Genomic DNA, 16,085 nt, shown 5'->3' on the forward strand with positions numbered 1-16,085 from the left:
CGGATACCCTGTTCTTGTTCCAGACAGGTTTCCCAATTCATACCCAACAACTCGACCGCCTGATACGCCAATCTTTCGACAGGCAGCCGCACGGTTGATATGCCACCGCCAACCCAGGCATAGAAAGAGGGGTCACCATAACCAACGAAGGCGAAATCCTTGCCCGGTTGCAGACCGCAATCCATAAGGGCACTCAGGGCGCCATTGGATATCTCGACACCACCGCAGACGATCCCGGTGGCAAGGCCCGCATCCAGCAGCTTCTTGGCGCAGGCCTGCCCCATCTCAAAGGAAGGCGCGTCAGTGTGAACCAGTTCCGGATTACCGGTCAGGCCTGCTTGTTCCAGGCCGTCCAGATATGCCTTCAACCGTTCCCGTCCCGAAGACAGCTCGCTGTTGGCGCCGATATACCCGATCGTGCGATGCCCATGCTGAGCCAGATAGACAACTGCATCGCGGATGGCGTCATGATCATCAACCAGAATAGCTGCAGTCGGTGTATCGCTCCGTCGCTGGCGAATGAGTTGAATGACCTTCATCCCAGAAACGTTCTGCTCCGCTGGGTCCTCTCCGTCCGGGGATGGCACCATGACCACTGCCATGGCTTGAACCTCGCGTAGCCGATCAAGCGCCTGACGCTCCTGTTCGATGTCGTCATTGGTCAGGTGAATGAGCAGATGGAGCGAGTGTTCTTCGCAGGCTTGCGCCATGGAATTTGCAAAGCGGGCGTAAAACTCGTTGACGATATTGGGCAGAAGCAGGCCGACGATCTGGGTTGCATCGCCACGCATCGCCTTGGCGGCTGCGCTTTTGACATAGCCCAGCTCCTTGGCGCGCTTGATGATGGTGTCGCGCGTATCTTTGTGGACGTTGGGGTGGTTCGACAAAGCCCGCGAAACGGTCATGTGCGAGATGCCCAGATCCTTGGCGATGGATTTGATCGTGACTCTTTCGGACAAGGTTTTTCCTTCGGTTTCTGATCCTTCTAACAAAGTGGAGTATTCGTGTCTTGACAGTTTTTCCTCCATCAACCTAAATGTTCACGTGAACAAATCAAGGAGATTCGAATTTGCCAACCGAGTTGGATCAAAGATGCCGGTCGCTTGTGGTTGAACTCGGACTGGGAGCCGCTGCAGACGTGACCGAAGTCGAACCCCTGACCGGAGGGGTCGCTTCGGATATCGCCATGGTGGCGAAAAAAAACCGTCGGTTCTGCGTGAAGTTCGCCCTGCCCAAACTGAAAGTGGCTGCCGACTGGCATGCGCCGGTGCATCGCAATGCGGCGGAATACGCCTGGCTGAAGGTGGCGGCGGACCTGCTACCGGAAAGCGCGGTGCAGCTATTTGGACGGTCAGAAGAGCAGCATGGTTTTGCCATGGAGTTCCTTGACGGCGACGATGTCTATCTGTGGAAAGCATCCCTTCTGGCAGAGGCGCCGGATCAAGGAGAGGCCGCGCGCGTTGCCGACATGATCGGGAGAATTCATGCGGCGTCATCCAAGCCAGGTTTTGATGCGGCTCCGTTCCAGAACCGCGACGATTTCCGTGCCCTGCGCATCGAGCCGTATCTGACATACACGGCTGGTAATCACCCGGATCTGGCAGAGCCTATCGGGGCGCTTGAAGCCATGCTGTATGACAGTCAGCAAGTTCTGGTGCATGGCGATGTCAGCCCCAAGAACATCCTTTTCCGAACTGGCGGGCCTGTGCTGCTGGATGCCGAATGCGCGACGATGGGGGATGCGAGTTTCGACCCTTCCTTTTGTCTCAACCATCTGGTTCTCAAGGCTGTGCATCTGCCCGGTTCTCGGGGCCGTTTGCTGGCTGATGTCGGACGGTTCTGGAACGCCTATGCCCAACATATCGGCTGGGAACCGGCTCAAGACCTTGAAGCCCGTATCTGCCGGCTTCTGCCAGCTTTGATGCTGGGGCGGGTCGATGGCAAATCCCCGGTGGAATACCTCGACGAAACCGAGCGCGCGCAGGTGCGCCGCATTGCCATCTCTCTGATCTGCGAGCCGACCGACCGGCTTGACGCATTTGTCAAGAGAGTGGCCTCAGAATTGAAGGAAGAAAGCGCGTGACCGTAATCAAGACGATCAAGGGACGACGTGTCTGGGATTCCCGAGGGAACCCGACCGTGGAAGTGGATGTGGTTCTGGAAAACGGTGTGTTGGGTCGGGCGATCGCCCCGGCGGGCGCGTCGCGTGGCACCAGGGAGGCGATTGACCTGCGCGATGGCGGGAACGCTCTGCGTGGCAAAGGAGTTGGCAAGGCGTTGGCCAGTGTGAACGGGCCGATTGCCGAGGCTCTGGCAGAGCGTGAGGTCTCGGATCAGGCCGGGGCCGACCAGGCCATGCTGGCGCTTGATTCCACGCCTTTCAAAGAGGTTCTGGGCGGTAACGCCACCGTGGCCACGTCGCTGGCCCTGTTGCACGCGGCCGCAGCAGACGCGGGCAAGCCACTTTGGCGCCATGTTGCGGACCACTATGGTTGCACCCCGTCCGTCCCCCTGCCCGAGATCCAGATCTTCGGTGGCGGCGCTCATGCCGGGCGTCGGGTCGACATCCAGGATTTCATGATCATGGTACCCGGAGCATCCAGTTTCGACGAGGTCATGGAAGTGACCAACGAAGTCTATTTCGCTGCTGGCGACATCATGGCCGAACGCGGCAAACTGGCCGGTATCGCTGACGAGGGCGGCTGGTGGCCGATGTTCGACAGCAATGAAGAGGCGCTTGAAACCCTGGTGGCCGCCATCGAGAAAGCCGGAGAGAAGCCGGGAGAGCGGGTGGTGATCTCGCTCGACGTCGCTGCGTCGGAATTCGGCAAAGATGGCAAATACCGCCTCGCTCTGGAAGACCGCGAGTTGGACAGCGGCGCACTGATCGACATGCTGGGCGGCTGGCTTGACGCCTACCCCATAGCTTCGATCGAGGATCCGGTCGGAGAGGACGACAAGGCAGGCATGATCGAGTTCACCCGCCGTTTCGGCGACCGGGTTCAGATCATCGGCGACGACTATCTGGTAACCAACGCGGACCTTGTCAGAGAGGGGGCCACAGACGGGGCCTGCAATGCGGTTCTGGTCAAGGTCAACCAGGCCGGGACCGTCACGGAATCCATCGATACCTTCTTTGCTGCGCAAAAAGCCGGTTGGGGTGCCGTGGTCTCGGCCCGCTCGGGTGAGACCGAAGATGCTTCGATCAGCCACCTGTCCACCGGTCTGGGTGGCGGTCAGTTGAAAGTCGGATCGTTCCAGCGATCGGAACGGATGGTGAAATGGAACGAATGTCTTCGCATTCAGGACGAACTGGGGGCTGGCAAATTCGTTGGCGGAAAACCCATGGCTTCGACCTGGTGGGGCAAGGAACAGAAGTAAGGAACGAACAACATGAAACTGATGCGTTACGGCGACCGGCACGGCGCCAAGATCCCTTGTATCCTCGATGCTGAAGGTGTGGCCCGCGATGCCTCGTCCATTGTTGGTGATTTTGGCCCACGCAGCCTGACGCCAGACGTGATCGCCCAGCTGAAATCCACCGATCCGGTCAGCCTCCCGGTGGCAGATATCGAGGGCAAGCGACTGGCCCCGCCGGCCGCCCAGCCTTTCAACATCTATTGCATTGGGCTGAATTACTCCGACCATGCAGCCGAAGCCGGGCTGCCGATCCCGAGCCAGCCGATCCTGTTCAACAAATCCTCGATCACTTATTGCGGTCCGAATGACGATATCCTGTACAGCCCCAAAATGACCAAGCTCGACTGGGAAGTCGAACTGGGCATCGTGATCGGCAAGCCGGCTCTGAATATCTCGAAGGACGAGGCGCTGGACCATATCCTTGGCTATGTACTGGTCAATGATATCAGCGAACGCGCCTGGCAGATGGAACGCGAAGGGCAATGGGCCAAGGGCAAATCCTTCCCGAATTTCTGTCCCACCGGCCCGATGCTGGTGAGCGGTGACGAGTTGGACGATGCCAAGGCCCTGCCCATGTGGCTGGACGTCAACGGCGAGCGCATGCAAACCGGCAACACCGACACGATGATTTTCGACGCGGCAACCATCGTCAGCTATCTCAGCGAATTCACCGAGCTACAGCCGGGCGACCTGATCTGCACCGGCACCCCTCCGGGCGTGGGCGCGGGCATGGACCCGCAGGTCTGGCTCAAGGTGGGTGACAAGGTGACCCTGGGGATCGACGGGCTGGGCGAACAGTCTCAGACGGTCGTCCCGCTATAGGAGGCGAAAATGGCGCTGCGTTCACGCAAATGGTTCGACAATCCCGACAATCCGGAAATGACCGCGATTTATGTCGGGCATTACCTGAATTACGGGATCACGTTGGAAGAGTTACAGTCGGACAAGCCGATCATCGGTATTGCCCAGACCGGATCTGACCTCAGCCCCTGCAACAGGCACCATGTCGAACTGGCCAAGCGGGTGCGCGAAGGCATCGTTGCGGCGGGCGGAATCTGTATCGAGTTTCCCGTCCACCCAATCCAGGAAACCGGCAAGCGCCCGACGGCAGCGCTTGACCGCAATCTCGCCTATCTGAGCCTGGTGGAAAGCCTCTACGGCTATCCCATCGACGGGGTGGTCCTGACCATCGGCTGTGACAAGACCACACCGGCGATGCTGATGGGCGCGGCCACGGTCGACATTCCGGCCATCGCCTTTTCCGTCGGTCCGATGCTGAACGGCTGGCACAAAGGGGAGCGCGCCGGCACCGGCAGCTCGATCTGGCGGGCACGGCGTCTGCTGGCGGCGGGCGAGATCGACTATGCCGAGTTCATGAAAATGGCCACGGCCTCGACGCCCTCGGTCGGGTTCTGCAACACGATGGGCACGGCCAGCACGATGAATTCACTGTCCGAGGCGCTGGGGATGCAGTTGCCAGGTTCGGCCCTGATTCCAGCGCCCTATCGTGAGCGCGGCCAAATGGCTTACGAGAGCGGGCGGCGGATCGTGGACATGGTGCGCGAAGACCTGAAGCCCTCGGACATAATGACCCGCGCGGCGTTCGAAAACGCCATCGTGGTCAATTCCGCACTGGGCGGCAGCACCAATGCGCCGATCCACCTGAACGCCGTCGCTGCCCATGTGGGTGTCGAACTGAGCAATGACGACTGGCAGCGTTTGGGCCATGACATCCCGCTGTTGTGCAACATGCAACCGGCCGGGGACTATCTGGCCGAGGATTTCCACCGCGCCGGGGGTGTGCCTGCGGTGATCGGTGAGCTGATCCGGGCCGGCGCCCTGCCCCACCCGCAAGCTGGAAACGTGGCAGATGCCGCCATGGTGGAAAGCTATGGTGGGGCAGAGATCGAAGACACGGAAGTCATCCGCCGCTTCGCAGAGCCGATGAAACCGGCAGCCGGGTTCATCAACCTGACCGGCAACCTGTTCGACAGCGCGATCATGAAGACCAGCGTGATCTCGGAAGGCTTCCGGGCACGCTATCTGTCCAACCCGAATGACCCCGAGGCGTTCGAAGGCCGCGCCATCGTGTTCGACGGGCCCGAGGACTACCATGCCCGGATCGATGACCCGGCGCTGGAAATCGACCAGAACTGCATTCTGGTGATCCGTGGCGTCGGGCCGATCGGCTATCCGGGCGGGGCAGAAGTGGTGAACATGCAGCCGCCCGCTGCAATGCTGAAGGCCGGGATCACCGAATTGCCCACCATAGGTGACGGGCGGCAATCGGGCACCTCAGGTAGCCCGTCGATCCTGAATGCCGCCCCGGAAGCAGCCGCCGGGGGTGGGCTGGCACTGCTGAAAACCGGAGACATGATCCGGGTCGATCTGCGCAAAGGGCGCGCCGACATGCAGGTATCAGTGGATGAGATCGAGGCACGGCGTACAGCGTTGCAGGTTTCTGGCGGCTACCAGGTGCCGGACCACCAAAGCCCGTGGCAGGAAATCCAGCGCGGCATGGTCGACCAGTTCGACAAGGGCATGGTTCTGAAACCGGCGGTGAAACACCAGCGGATCGCCGCCCGCGCGACGCCCCGCGACAACCATTGACTATGAGCGGCGGCGCCGCCACCAAGCAAAAGGACGAGATGACATGAACAAGACTGATATGAGCGGAAAGCGCGCCGTCATCACCGGGGGTGGTCGGGGCATGGGTTTTGCCATCGCCAAACGGTTCCTGGAAAATGGCGCCTCGGTGGCCCTGTGGGACATCAGCGAAGATACGCTCGCGAAGGCCAAGGAAGCTCTGTCGCCCTTGGGCACCGTGATCACTCAGAAGGTCGATGTGTCGGATTATGACAGCGTCGAAGCCGCCGCGGCAGAGGTCGAAGCCGAGTTGGGCGGGATCGAACTGATGGTCAACTCTGCCGGGATTGCCGGGGTGAATATGCCGGTGGTCGATTACCCGCTGGAGACCTGGTACGCGGTGCAGAACGTCAACCTTAACGGCATTTTCCACACCTGTCGCGCCATTGTGCCGATCATGCAGAAAAGCGATTACGGCCGGATCGCCAACATCTCGTCTATCGCCGGCAAAGAGGGCAATCCCAATGCCTCGGCCTATTCGGTCAGCAAGGCGGCGGTGATCGGGCTGACAAAATCGCTGGGCAAGGAATTGGCGACCTCGAATATTCGGGTCAATGCACTTTGCCCGGCAGTGATCATGACCGAAATGCTGGACGACGTGACCGAAGAGCAGCTTGGCTACATGCTGGCCAAGATCCCGATGGGCCGCCCCGGCACGGTAGATGAAATTGCCGCCATGGTGTCGTTCATGTGTTCCGACGACTGTTCCTATACCACCGGCTTCGTGTTCGACCTGTCTGGTGGACGCGCAACCTATTGAGGAAGCCATGAAAATCACCGGCCTCACCACCTATGTCGTGCCGCCGCGCTGGCTGTTTCTGAGAATCGACACCGATGCGGGTCTGACTGGCTGGGGTGAGCCGGTGCTTGAAGGCCATGCCGAGACCCTGGCCGCCAAGATCGACGAATTCGCGGATGCCCTGATCGGGCGCGACCCGCGCCATGTCGAAGACATCTGGCAAATGCTGTATCGCAACGGCTGCTATCGTGGCGGCCCGGTGCTGATGAGCGCCATGTCCGGCATCGACATGGCGCTTTGGGATATCAAGGGCAAGGATCTTGGGGCGCCGGTGCATGCGCTGTTGGGTGGGCCGGTGCGCAACAAGATCCGCTCTTATTGCTGGATTGGCGGGGACCGTCCTGACAACCTGATCGAAGGCGCGCGCGAATTGATGGCCGCCGGGTTCGACTCCTGCAAGATGAATATCTGCGAAGAACTGCAGATCGTCGATAGCCACCGCAAGATCGACGGGATCGTCCGCAAACTGGGTGATCTTCGTGATGCGGTGGGCACAGACATGGATCTGGCCTTCGATTTTCACGGCCGCGTGCAAGCGCCCATGGCAAAGGTTTTGCTGAAAGAGCTGGAACCTTTGCGCCCGCTGTTTGTCGAAGATGCAGTGACCTCGGCCCATGTCGAGGAAATGGCCAACTTGTCCCGCGCCACATCGATCCCGCTGGTGATCGGCGAACGGCTGCATTCGCGGTATGATTTCCGCCGGGTGTTCGAGGCCCGTGCGGCAGCGATCATCAACCCGGACACGGCGCATGTCGGCGGCATTTCCGAAATGGTGCGGATCGGGCACATGGCCGAGGCCTATGACGTGGCATTGGCCCCGCATTGTCCGCTGGGACCGATCGCCCTGGCCGCTTCCCTGCAAGTGGGCGCGGTTTGCCACAACGCCTTCATCCAGGAACAGAGCCTTGGCATCCACTACAATCAGGGTGGCGACCTGCTGGACTACGTAGCCGAGGGGGATTTCAAACTGGAAAACGGGTTCCTGCACATCCCGGACGGCCCCGGGCTGGGGATCGAGGTGAACGAAAAGGTGGTGCAAGAACGGGCCGCCCAAGGCCATCGCTGGCGCGCACCGATCTGGCGGCATGAGGATGGCTCCATTGCCGAGTGGTAAGGACATGTTCACCGGCATTCACGCGGTGCTTTACGCGTTTTTTCAGCGTGATGAGAATATCGACCCAGGCGCCATGACGGCGCAGGTCGAGTATTGCCTGAATGCCGGGTGCGATGGCATAACGGTTTTGGGGCTGGCAACCGAAGTCTTGAAACTGACACCGTCCGAACGCCACCGTATGGTGGAAATCGCTGGCCGTGCGGTGTCAGGAAGACAACCCTTTTCCGTGACCATCGCGGGCAACTCCGTCGCCGAGCAGATTGAAATGGTGCGGGTGGCCGAAAGCAACGGTGCCGACTGGCTGATCCTGCAACCCGCCATGGTGGGGAGTTACGGTGCAGACGTCTATCTGGACATGTTCGAGCGCGTCGCCGATGCCACTTCGCTGCCCATCGCCATTCAGAATGCACCGGCCTATCTGGGCCGTGCCCTGTCTGCCGCAGATATCGCCCGGCTGAAAAATCGGTGCCTCACCTTCCAGGCGGTCAAAAGCGAGGATTCGGCGCTGGCCGTTCAGGGTGTGATCGAAGCCGCGGGCGACGATCTGACCATTCTTGGAGGCCGCGGCGGGCTCGACATGATCGATCTCTTGCAGGCAGGTTGCTCTGGGTTCGTGCTGGCACCGGACATCGTACCAGTGGCGGTTCAGATCATGCAGCACTGGAAAGAAGGCCGAAAGGAAGACGCGGCAAACCTCCATGCAGAGGCCCTTCCGGCCATCGCCTTCGTCATGCAATCCCTGGAGCACCTGATCACCTACGGCAAACGCATCCATGCCGAGGCGCTGGGGATCGGGACTTTTGACCGCGCGCCCTTTCTTGCGCCATCCGATTTCGGGCTCGCGCTCGCAAGGCAACACTCGAACCGTTTGCAGAGCCTGTCGCGAGGCTGACAAGCACCCCTGTTCACGTGAACTTTTTTGTTGAGTTGTTCACGTGAACAAAGTAGGATTTTGCTCAAGGCAGGTGAATCACCTGCCGGAGTAATTGGTTTGGGGGGGCTGCGCTCGCCTGGAGAAATGTCCGGACCACAAGCGGGGCCGGACCTTGTGAAATGGGTGGTGTGCCAGGGGCTGCGTGCCGAAATGCGCACTACCGATCAAGGAGGAGAACACTATGTCACTTCGCAAGACGCTGATCGCCACTGCGGTCGCTTGTGTCACCGCCATTCCGGCGATGGCTGCAGATTACAACCTGAAATTCCAATCGTCCGACCCGGCCGGCAACCCGACCTTCATCATCGAACAGGAATGGGCTGCAAAAGTGTCCGCTGCTTCGGGCGGCCATCTGGAAATCGAAATGCTGCCGGTGGATTCGGTTGTGAAATACAACGAAACTCACGACGCGGTTGGCGCTGGCATTCTCGATGGTCACATCACCGCCACCGCCTACATTTCGGGCAAGGACCCGGCTTTTGCCCTGATCGGCAACACCGTTGGTGCTTGGGGTTCGCCCTATGAAATGCTGCGCTATGTCAACTATGGCGGCGGCAAGGAGATGATGAACGAACTGCTGAACCCCTATGGTCTGCAGTTCATCGGCGCCACCTCGGGCGGTCTCGAAGCCTTTGTCTCGAAAGTGCCGATCGATAGCGTGGCAGACCTGAAAGGCATCAAGATGCGCGCGCCCGAAGGTCTGGTTCAGAAGGTGTTCGCTGCAGCCGGCGCTGTCCCGGTGAACCTGCCCGGTTCCGAGGTCTTCACCTCGCTCGACAAGGGCGTGATCGACGCGGCCGACTATACCGTGTTCTCGGCCAACCAGGCCGCTGGCATGAACGACATCGCCCCCCACCCGATCTACCCGGGCTTCCACTCGATGCCGCTGGTCGAAGTCTCGATCAACAAAGCCACCTGGGACAGCATGCCGGCAGACCTGCAGAACCTGCTGGAAATGTCGGTTAATCACCTGGCGCTCGATATGACGTCGCAGCTGTTCATGAAAGACCTCGAAGCCGTGGCCGAAGCCCGCGCCAAGGGCATCACCATTCATGACTGGAGCCAGGAAGAGCGCGCCAAGTTCCGTGCCATCGCCAAGGAGCAATGGGTCGACATCGCGTCGCAAAGCGCCAACGCCCAGAAGGTGTTCGACAGTCTGAACGCCTACCTGACCTCGCAAGGTCTGCTCAAGTAAACCTTGCCGCCCGCGCCGAAAGGACTCCATCGGCGCGGGCACTTATTCCTCAAAACACCGGAAGACGGAAAGACCATGGTCGAGGAACAGCAAAACCCCATTCCCGAAGAGCCGAAAGAAGAGGAAGACGTCGCGCCCGATATGCTGGCCGGCGGCATTCTGAAACTCGGCCACCTGTTTGCAGCGTTGTTCCTGTTGTCGATGGGTATCCTGATCTTCGAAGTCATCATGCGCTATGTCTTCGACAGCCCGACCATCTGGGTGCATGAAACCACCATATTCCTGTGCGCCGTTTGCTTTGTGTTCGGCGGGCTTCACTCGGTGTCCCGCGACGGGCATATCCGGGTTGTGCTGGTGTACGACTATGTCGGTGAGAGGGTAAAACGCTGGCTCGACATGGCCATCTACACGATCTGCGGGCTTGCGACGGGAATGTTCAGCTATGCGCTTTGGCCGACGGTAATCAAGAGCTTCTACGCCCCCACGGGCGAGTTCCGCATGATCACCTCTGGCAGCGCCTGGAACCCGCCCTTCCCGACCTTTCTTCGGGCGTTTCTGTTCATCGTTCTGGTGATCATGACCATCCAGTTCGCTCTTTTCGTCATCAACCGGCTGCGGGGGAAGTAATCCATGTTTGATCTGAGCGCTCTTGGTGTCGAATACGGCACCCTGGTGATGTTCATCATGCTGCTGGGGCTGCTGATCTCCGGCATGCCCCTGGCTTTCGTGACCCTTCTGGTTGCCCTGATCTTTACCCTGGGCTGGTTCGGTCCCATGGCGGTACCGCTGGTCACCAGCCGGATCTTTTCCTTTGTGTCCTCCTTTGTCTTCGTCTCGGTGCCGATGTTCGTGCTGATGGCAGCGATCCTCGACCGGTCCGGCATTGCCCGTGATCTGTTCGATGCTATGAAAATCGTTGGTGGGCGTCTTCGCGGCGGTGTCGCCATCCAGACGATCTTTGTGGCTGTGATCCTTGCGGCGATGTCCGGGATCATCGGGGGCGAGATCGTGCTTCTGGGCATGCTGGCCCTGCCGCAGATGCTGCGGTTGGGATATGACCGCAAACTGGCCATCGGCGTGGTGTGCGCGGGCGGCAGCCTCGGCACCATGGTGCCACCTTCGATTGTTCTGATCATCTATGGCCTGACGGCAAATGTCTCGGTCGGAGATCTCTTCACCTCGGCCTTCGTGCCAGGCTTCATGCTGGCCTCGTTCTACGTCGCCTATATTCTGTTCCGTTCCTACACCTCGGACGTGGCCCCTCCTGTTGACGGGGACGACATGCCGATGTCGGAGAAACTGGCAAAGCTGCGCGGGCTGATCCTGCCGCTGCTGGTCGTGGCCTTCGTGCTGGGTTCGATCTATGGCGGCATCGCTTCAGTGACAGAAGCCTCGGCCATCGGCGCCTTCGGTGTGATGCTGTCGACCATCGTGCGGGGAGAGTTCAGCTGGAAAATGCTGATGGACGCCGCCATGCAAACCTTGAAAACCACCGGCATGATCGTCTGGATCGGCATCGGCGCCTCGGCGCTGGTCGGCGTGTTCAACCTGATGGGCGGTATCAGCTTTGTCTCGGGCCTGATCACCGGCATCTCGGACACACCCATCGTGGTGATCCTGTTCATGATGCTGATCCTGTTCGTGCTGGGCATGTTCCTCGATTGGGTCGGCATCGCGCTTCTGACCATGCCGATCTTCGTGCCGATCGTGATCAAGCTGGGCTATGATCCGATCTGGTTCGGGGTGGTGTTCGCCATGAACATGCAGGTCAGCTTCCTGTCCCCGCCATTCGGCCCGGCCGCCTTCTATCTCAAGAGCGTTGCACCTCCCGACATCACATTGGGAGAAATCTTCCGCTCGATGTTCCCCTTCATCGCGCTGCAGATTCTGGCTGTCGGCCTCCTGATCGCATTCCCAGGGATCACTGGCAGGTAACGCTCACACATCAGAAACCATGAGCGAAGCGCCAGAGGGCGCTTCGCCGGGGCCCCGCTGCAGCGTTGGAATACGATACTTGCGTCGGCTAAAGGTTGTTTATGTTCGCCGTTAACAAACAAGAAAACGACGGCTTTGCATCGCGTTTCTTTGGGTTAGCCCATATCTACATTGGCGATCACGGCGAATATCTCCTTCGACGGGCCGCAACGTTGCATCTTGGTTCTCAGCCGAAAGACCGGTTTGGCCCGGAATTCCGCCTAACATTTTCCTGTACCATTTTCAGTTCATGGAGAAGCACAAGTTAGATGAGTTCACACAAACGAAGGAAGAAACCGGCACTGCTTTTGAACTCCCATTGAAAATCAAAAAAGAAATCAGTCGCGACTTGCGGTCTCAGGTGTTTCTCCGGGAGTTCGTCATGAACCCCGAAGAACCATCCCGCCCCGCACAGAATCGAAAGACCCAGACCTCCGGTAGGTCAGCCGGAACGCTGCAAATAGGTACTTCACTCTGGGCTTTCCCGACAACGAGGTAAGACCCGGCGTTCCCTCGGCACCCTCGCTTGTCGAAGTACCGAGAATGTTGCATCATCAAACATGTGAAGTGTGGCTTCATCATCAGGTAGGAACGGTTGCTACATATGCGCTACACGCCAAAATCACCCCTGAAAACCCCATAATATCAGCAGGATACACCCCGTCTCACAAATCCATCATCGGCGCCACGCTTAGGCGGGCGGCCTGTCTTGTCTTGTCGGTCTCCATGGGTTTCCCTGGACTGTGGTACAACGCGGCGCTTGTTCGGCCCTCTTCGCCTTGGCAGCGAATCGAGTGCGAGGTGGTTTAGCATAACGGGCCGGCTCGTGCAGGACATGGTGGAAACTGCCGTGACGAGGCCGGATGTCGCGGTCGCATTGCCTTGCGACATCCCTATGGGGGGGATAGGGATAAGCCTATGACCGACTCGCATCTTCACCAATCCCACCCGCAGATCATTGCCCGGCTGAAACGGGCGCATGGGCATCTGGCAAAAGTCCTGTCAATGCTCGAGGAGGGTGCCCCATGTCCCGAGATCGCCCAGCAGCTCTTTGCCGTGGAAAAGGCGATCACCAATGCCAAGCGGGTGCTGATCCACGATCACATCGACCACTGCCTGGACCCCGAAGCGCCCGGAGGCACGGACGCGGACGGGTTCCGGCGGATTACCAAGTACCTGTGAGGGCCAATGGCCGGCATCCTGGCAAATCGCACCTACCGCCACCTGTTCGGCGCACAGCTGGTGGCGCTGACCGGCACCGGTCTGGCCACCGTGGCGCTTGGCCTTCTGGCCTATGACCTGGCCGGTGAGCGTGCGGGGCTGGTGCTGGGCACCGCGCTGACCATCAAGATGGTCGCCTACGTTCTGGTGGCCCCTCTGGCCGCCGCCCTGGCCGAGCGGCTGGACCGCAGGCGCATGCTGGTGGCGCTGGACCTGGTGCGGGGAGCGGTCGCCATCGGCCTGCCTTTCGTCACCGAGGTCTGGCAGGTCTATGTGTTGATTTTCCTGCTTCAATCGGCCTCGGCCGGGTTTACCCCGGCGTTTCAGGCCAGCGTGCCCGACGTATTGCCGGCCGAGGACGAATACACCCGCGCCCTGTCGCTGTCGCGTCTTGCGATGGACATGGAAAGCCTGCTGAGCCCGATGCTGGCCGCCGCGCTGCTGACCCTGATGAGTTTCGACAACCTGTTCTGGGGCACCGCCATCGGCTTTGCCGCCTCGGCGCTTCTGGTGGTCTCGGTCAGCCTGCCCAGCCCCAAAGCCACCGCACGTCGCGGGATCTACGACCGCACCACGCGGGGGCTGCGCCTGTATCTGGCCACACCGCGGCTGCGGGCTCTTCTGGCGCTGAACGGGGTAATCTCGTCGATCGGGGCCATGGTGATCGTCAACACTGTGGTGATCGTGCGCGTCGATCTGGGTCTTGGCGAAAGCGCCGTGGCGCTGGCGCTGGCCGGGTTCGGACTGGGCTCGATGCTGGCGGCACTGGCCCTGCCACGGCTGTTGAAACAGGTGCCGGAGCGGCAAGTGATGCTGGCAGGCGGTGCTGTTGGCACCGCATCCCTGGCGGTCCTCGCCGGGATCTGGGCTGGCGGTCCGCTGCAACTGGAGGGGCTGGCCCTCGGCTGGGCCGGGGTCGGTCTGGGCTATTCGGCCATGCTGACCCCGTCCGGGCGGCTCATCGCCCGTTCCGGCCCGCCGGAGGATCGCCCGGCCCTCTTTGCCGCGCAGTTCACGCTGTCCCATGCCTGCTGGCTGGTGGCCTACCCACTGTCGGGCATGCTGATCACCGGGTTCGGCAGCGCCTGGGCCATGGCGGGGCTGGCCCTGTCCGGCGCGCTTTGCCTGCTGCTTGCCTGGCGCATCTGGCCCGACGAGCCAGGCTGAGGGGGGAATTCAGGGCGTTTCCCCCGGACAGCCCGCCAGACAGGCTTTCACCCCGCCCCCTCCCATGGCATGTTGCATCTGAAACGAACGGAGCGCGCATGCTGAAACTGCACAACTATTTCCGGTCCTCGACCTCGACCCGCCTGAGAGCGGCGCTGAAGGTCAAGGGGCTGGACTATGAATACCTGTCCTATGCCCTTCTGAAGGGCGAGAACCGCGGCGCGGACTACCTGGCCAAGAATCCCGCCGGCCTGGTCCCGTCGCTGGAGCTGGACGACGGCACCGTCCTGACCCAATCCCTTGCCATCATCGAGTGGCTCGAAGAGATGCACCCCGAGCCCGCCCTTCTGCCCGCCGATCCGGTGGGCCGCGCGCGGGTGCGCTCGCTCTCCTACATGATCGCCTGCGAAGTGCATCCGCTGAACAATCTGCGGGTGCTGCAACATGTCGAAAGCCAGTTCGGCGGCGACAAGGCGGCGTGGTTCCGTCATTGGGTTGGCGTGACCTTCGCCGCGCTGGAGGCCGCGCTGGCAGGCAGTGCGGACACCGGGCGCTACTGCCACGGCGACACCCCCACCATGGCCGACCTCTGCCTCTATGCGCAGGTCTGGAACAACAAGCGGTTCGAGGTCGATATGGCCCCCTACCCGACCGTGACCCGCATCTTCGAGGCGCTGGATGCCCTGCCCGAGTTTGTCGCGGCCGCTCCGCCAAACCAGCCGGACGCAGTGTGAAACCGAAAAGGCCCGGGCACTGCCCGGGCCTTGTCGTTCCAGAAGCTGGCGTACCTCAGCGCGGCGCCATGCGGATCGCACCATCGAGGCGGATCACCTCGCCGTTCAGCATCGAGTTCTCGACGATATGGCGCGCCATGGCAGCGTATTCGGCGGGATCGCCCAGGCGCGACGGAAAGGGCACCTGCGCGCCCAGGCTATCCTGAACTTCCTGCGGCAGGCCTTCCAGCATCGGCGTGCGGAAAATGCCCGGCGCGATGGTCATCACCCGCACCCCATCGCGCATCATGTCGCGCGCCATGGGCAGGGTCATACCGACCACGCCGCCCTTGGACGCCGCATAGGCCAACTGACCGATCTGCCCGTCAAAGGCCGCGATCGAGGCGGTGTTGATGATCACGCCGCGCTCGCCGTCCGCCGTCACCGGCTCGGCCACCATCATGCCCGCCGCCGCCTGACTGGCGCAGTTGAAGCTGCCGATCAGGTTGACCTGGATCACCTTGGCATAAAGCGCCGCGTCATGCGCCACGCCCTTGGAGGCGGTCTTGGCCGCCGGCGCAATGCCCGCACAGTTGACCATCACATGTTCCTGGCCATGCACGGCACGCAGGGTCTTGAACCCCTCCGCCACGCTGTCGGCATCCGAGACATCGACCTTGGCAAAAGCGCCGCCAATCTTGGCCGCCATGGCCTGACCGGCCTCTTCGTTCAGGTCGAAAATGCCGACCTTGGCGCCGGCCTCAGCGAAGGCGCGTGCCACGGCGCCGCCCAGGCCCGAGGCGCCCCCCGAGACAACGACAACGGTGTTTTCAGTGATCTGCATGGGTATCCTCCCTCATCCGGTTGGGCCCGGCGTAGCAGGAATTGCACAAGCGTTCAAT

At 60.9% G+C, this 16,085-nt stretch carries 15 protein-coding genes; 13 read left to right on the forward strand and 2 right to left on the reverse strand.

The window, feature by feature from the left end; genetic code table 11:
• On the reverse strand, positions 1-1,028 hold a 1,028-nt coding region (locus tag Q1V43_RS05490), incomplete at its 3' end, for a LacI family DNA-binding transcriptional regulator (protein ID WP_300514956.1).
• Positions 1,029-1,138: 110 nt separating this feature from the next.
• Here Q1V43_RS05490 and Q1V43_RS05495 point away from each other — a divergent pair.
• The 13 genes from Q1V43_RS05495 to maiA all read left to right on the forward strand — a co-directional run bounded on the left by Q1V43_RS05495 (position 1,139) and on the right by maiA (position 15,204).
• Positions 1,139-2,083, forward strand: a complete 945-nt coding sequence (locus tag Q1V43_RS05495; protein ID WP_300514958.1) for an aminoglycoside phosphotransferase family protein — start codon at positions 1,139-1,141, stop codon at positions 2,081-2,083.
• Positions 2,080-3,381 (forward strand): phosphopyruvate hydratase, encoded by a 1,302-nt coding sequence (gene eno, locus Q1V43_RS05500; protein WP_300514960.1) that lies wholly within the window; start codon positions 2,080-2,082, stop codon positions 3,379-3,381. Before Q1V43_RS05495 ends, eno begins: the two co-directional genes overlap by 4 nt.
• Positions 3,382-3,393: 12 nt before the next feature.
• Positions 3,394-4,242: a fumarylacetoacetate hydrolase family protein gene (locus Q1V43_RS05505; RefSeq protein ID WP_300514963.1), complete on the forward strand. Its 849-nt coding sequence runs from the start codon at positions 3,394-3,396 to the stop codon at positions 4,240-4,242.
• 9 nt (positions 4,243-4,251) lie between these two features.
• Entirely contained in the window at positions 4,252-6,030 is a 1,779-nt protein-coding gene (locus Q1V43_RS05510) for an IlvD/Edd family dehydratase (RefSeq protein WP_300514966.1), read from the forward strand.
• Between the two features lie 43 nt (positions 6,031-6,073).
• Positions 6,074-6,826 carry an SDR family NAD(P)-dependent oxidoreductase gene (locus tag Q1V43_RS05515; protein ID WP_300514969.1) on the forward strand — a complete coding sequence of 251 codons (753 nt, stop codon included), beginning with the start codon at positions 6,074-6,076 and terminating at the stop codon, positions 6,824-6,826.
• Between the two features lie 7 nt (positions 6,827-6,833).
• Positions 6,834-7,979 (forward strand): galactonate dehydratase, encoded by a 1,146-nt coding sequence (gene dgoD, locus Q1V43_RS05520; protein WP_300514972.1) that lies wholly within the window; start codon positions 6,834-6,836, stop codon positions 7,977-7,979.
• Positions 7,966-8,871 (forward strand): dihydrodipicolinate synthase family protein, encoded by a 906-nt coding sequence (locus tag Q1V43_RS05525; protein WP_300514975.1) that lies wholly within the window; start codon positions 7,966-7,968, stop codon positions 8,869-8,871. The genes dgoD and Q1V43_RS05525 overlap by 14 nt, the downstream gene beginning before the upstream one ends.
• A gap of 223 nt (positions 8,872-9,094) precedes the next feature.
• A complete protein-coding gene (locus tag Q1V43_RS05530; RefSeq protein WP_300514978.1) occupies positions 9,095-10,108 on the forward strand; it encodes a TRAP transporter substrate-binding protein in 1,014 nt (337 codons plus the stop codon).
• Between the two features lie 75 nt (positions 10,109-10,183).
• The gene (locus tag Q1V43_RS05535) at positions 10,184-10,735 is read left to right on the forward strand and encodes a TRAP transporter small permease (RefSeq protein WP_300514981.1); all 552 of its coding nucleotides are present in this window, start codon (positions 10,184-10,186) and stop codon (positions 10,733-10,735) included.
• A 3-nt stretch (positions 10,736-10,738) separates the two neighbouring features.
• Entirely contained in the window at positions 10,739-12,043 is a 1,305-nt protein-coding gene (locus Q1V43_RS05540; RefSeq protein ID WP_300514984.1) for a TRAP transporter large permease subunit, read from the forward strand.
• 957 nt (positions 12,044-13,000) lie between these two features.
• The gene (locus tag Q1V43_RS05545; protein WP_300514986.1) at positions 13,001-13,264 is read left to right on the forward strand and encodes a metal-sensing transcriptional repressor; all 264 of its coding nucleotides are present in this window, start codon (positions 13,001-13,003) and stop codon (positions 13,262-13,264) included.
• A gap of 6 nt (positions 13,265-13,270) precedes the next feature.
• Positions 13,271-14,470, forward strand: coding sequence for an MFS transporter (locus tag Q1V43_RS05550; RefSeq protein ID WP_300514988.1), 1,200 nt, complete (start codon positions 13,271-13,273; stop codon positions 14,468-14,470).
• A 98-nt stretch (positions 14,471-14,568) separates the two neighbouring features.
• Positions 14,569-15,204, forward strand: a complete 636-nt coding sequence (maiA, locus tag Q1V43_RS05555; protein ID WP_300514991.1) for a maleylacetoacetate isomerase — start codon at positions 14,569-14,571, stop codon at positions 15,202-15,204.
• Between the two features lie 55 nt (positions 15,205-15,259).
• Here maiA and Q1V43_RS05560 read toward each other — a convergent pair whose 3' ends face one another.
• The gene (locus Q1V43_RS05560; RefSeq protein WP_300514993.1) at positions 15,260-16,027 is read right to left on the reverse strand and encodes an SDR family NAD(P)-dependent oxidoreductase; all 768 of its coding nucleotides are present in this window, start codon (positions 16,025-16,027) and stop codon (positions 15,260-15,262) included.
• Positions 16,028-16,085 lie beyond the last annotated feature (58 nt).

The sequence above is a fragment of the Aliiroseovarius sp. genome, assembly GCF_030148435.1.
Lineage (GTDB): Bacteria > Pseudomonadota > Alphaproteobacteria > Rhodobacterales > Rhodobacteraceae > JASBTN01.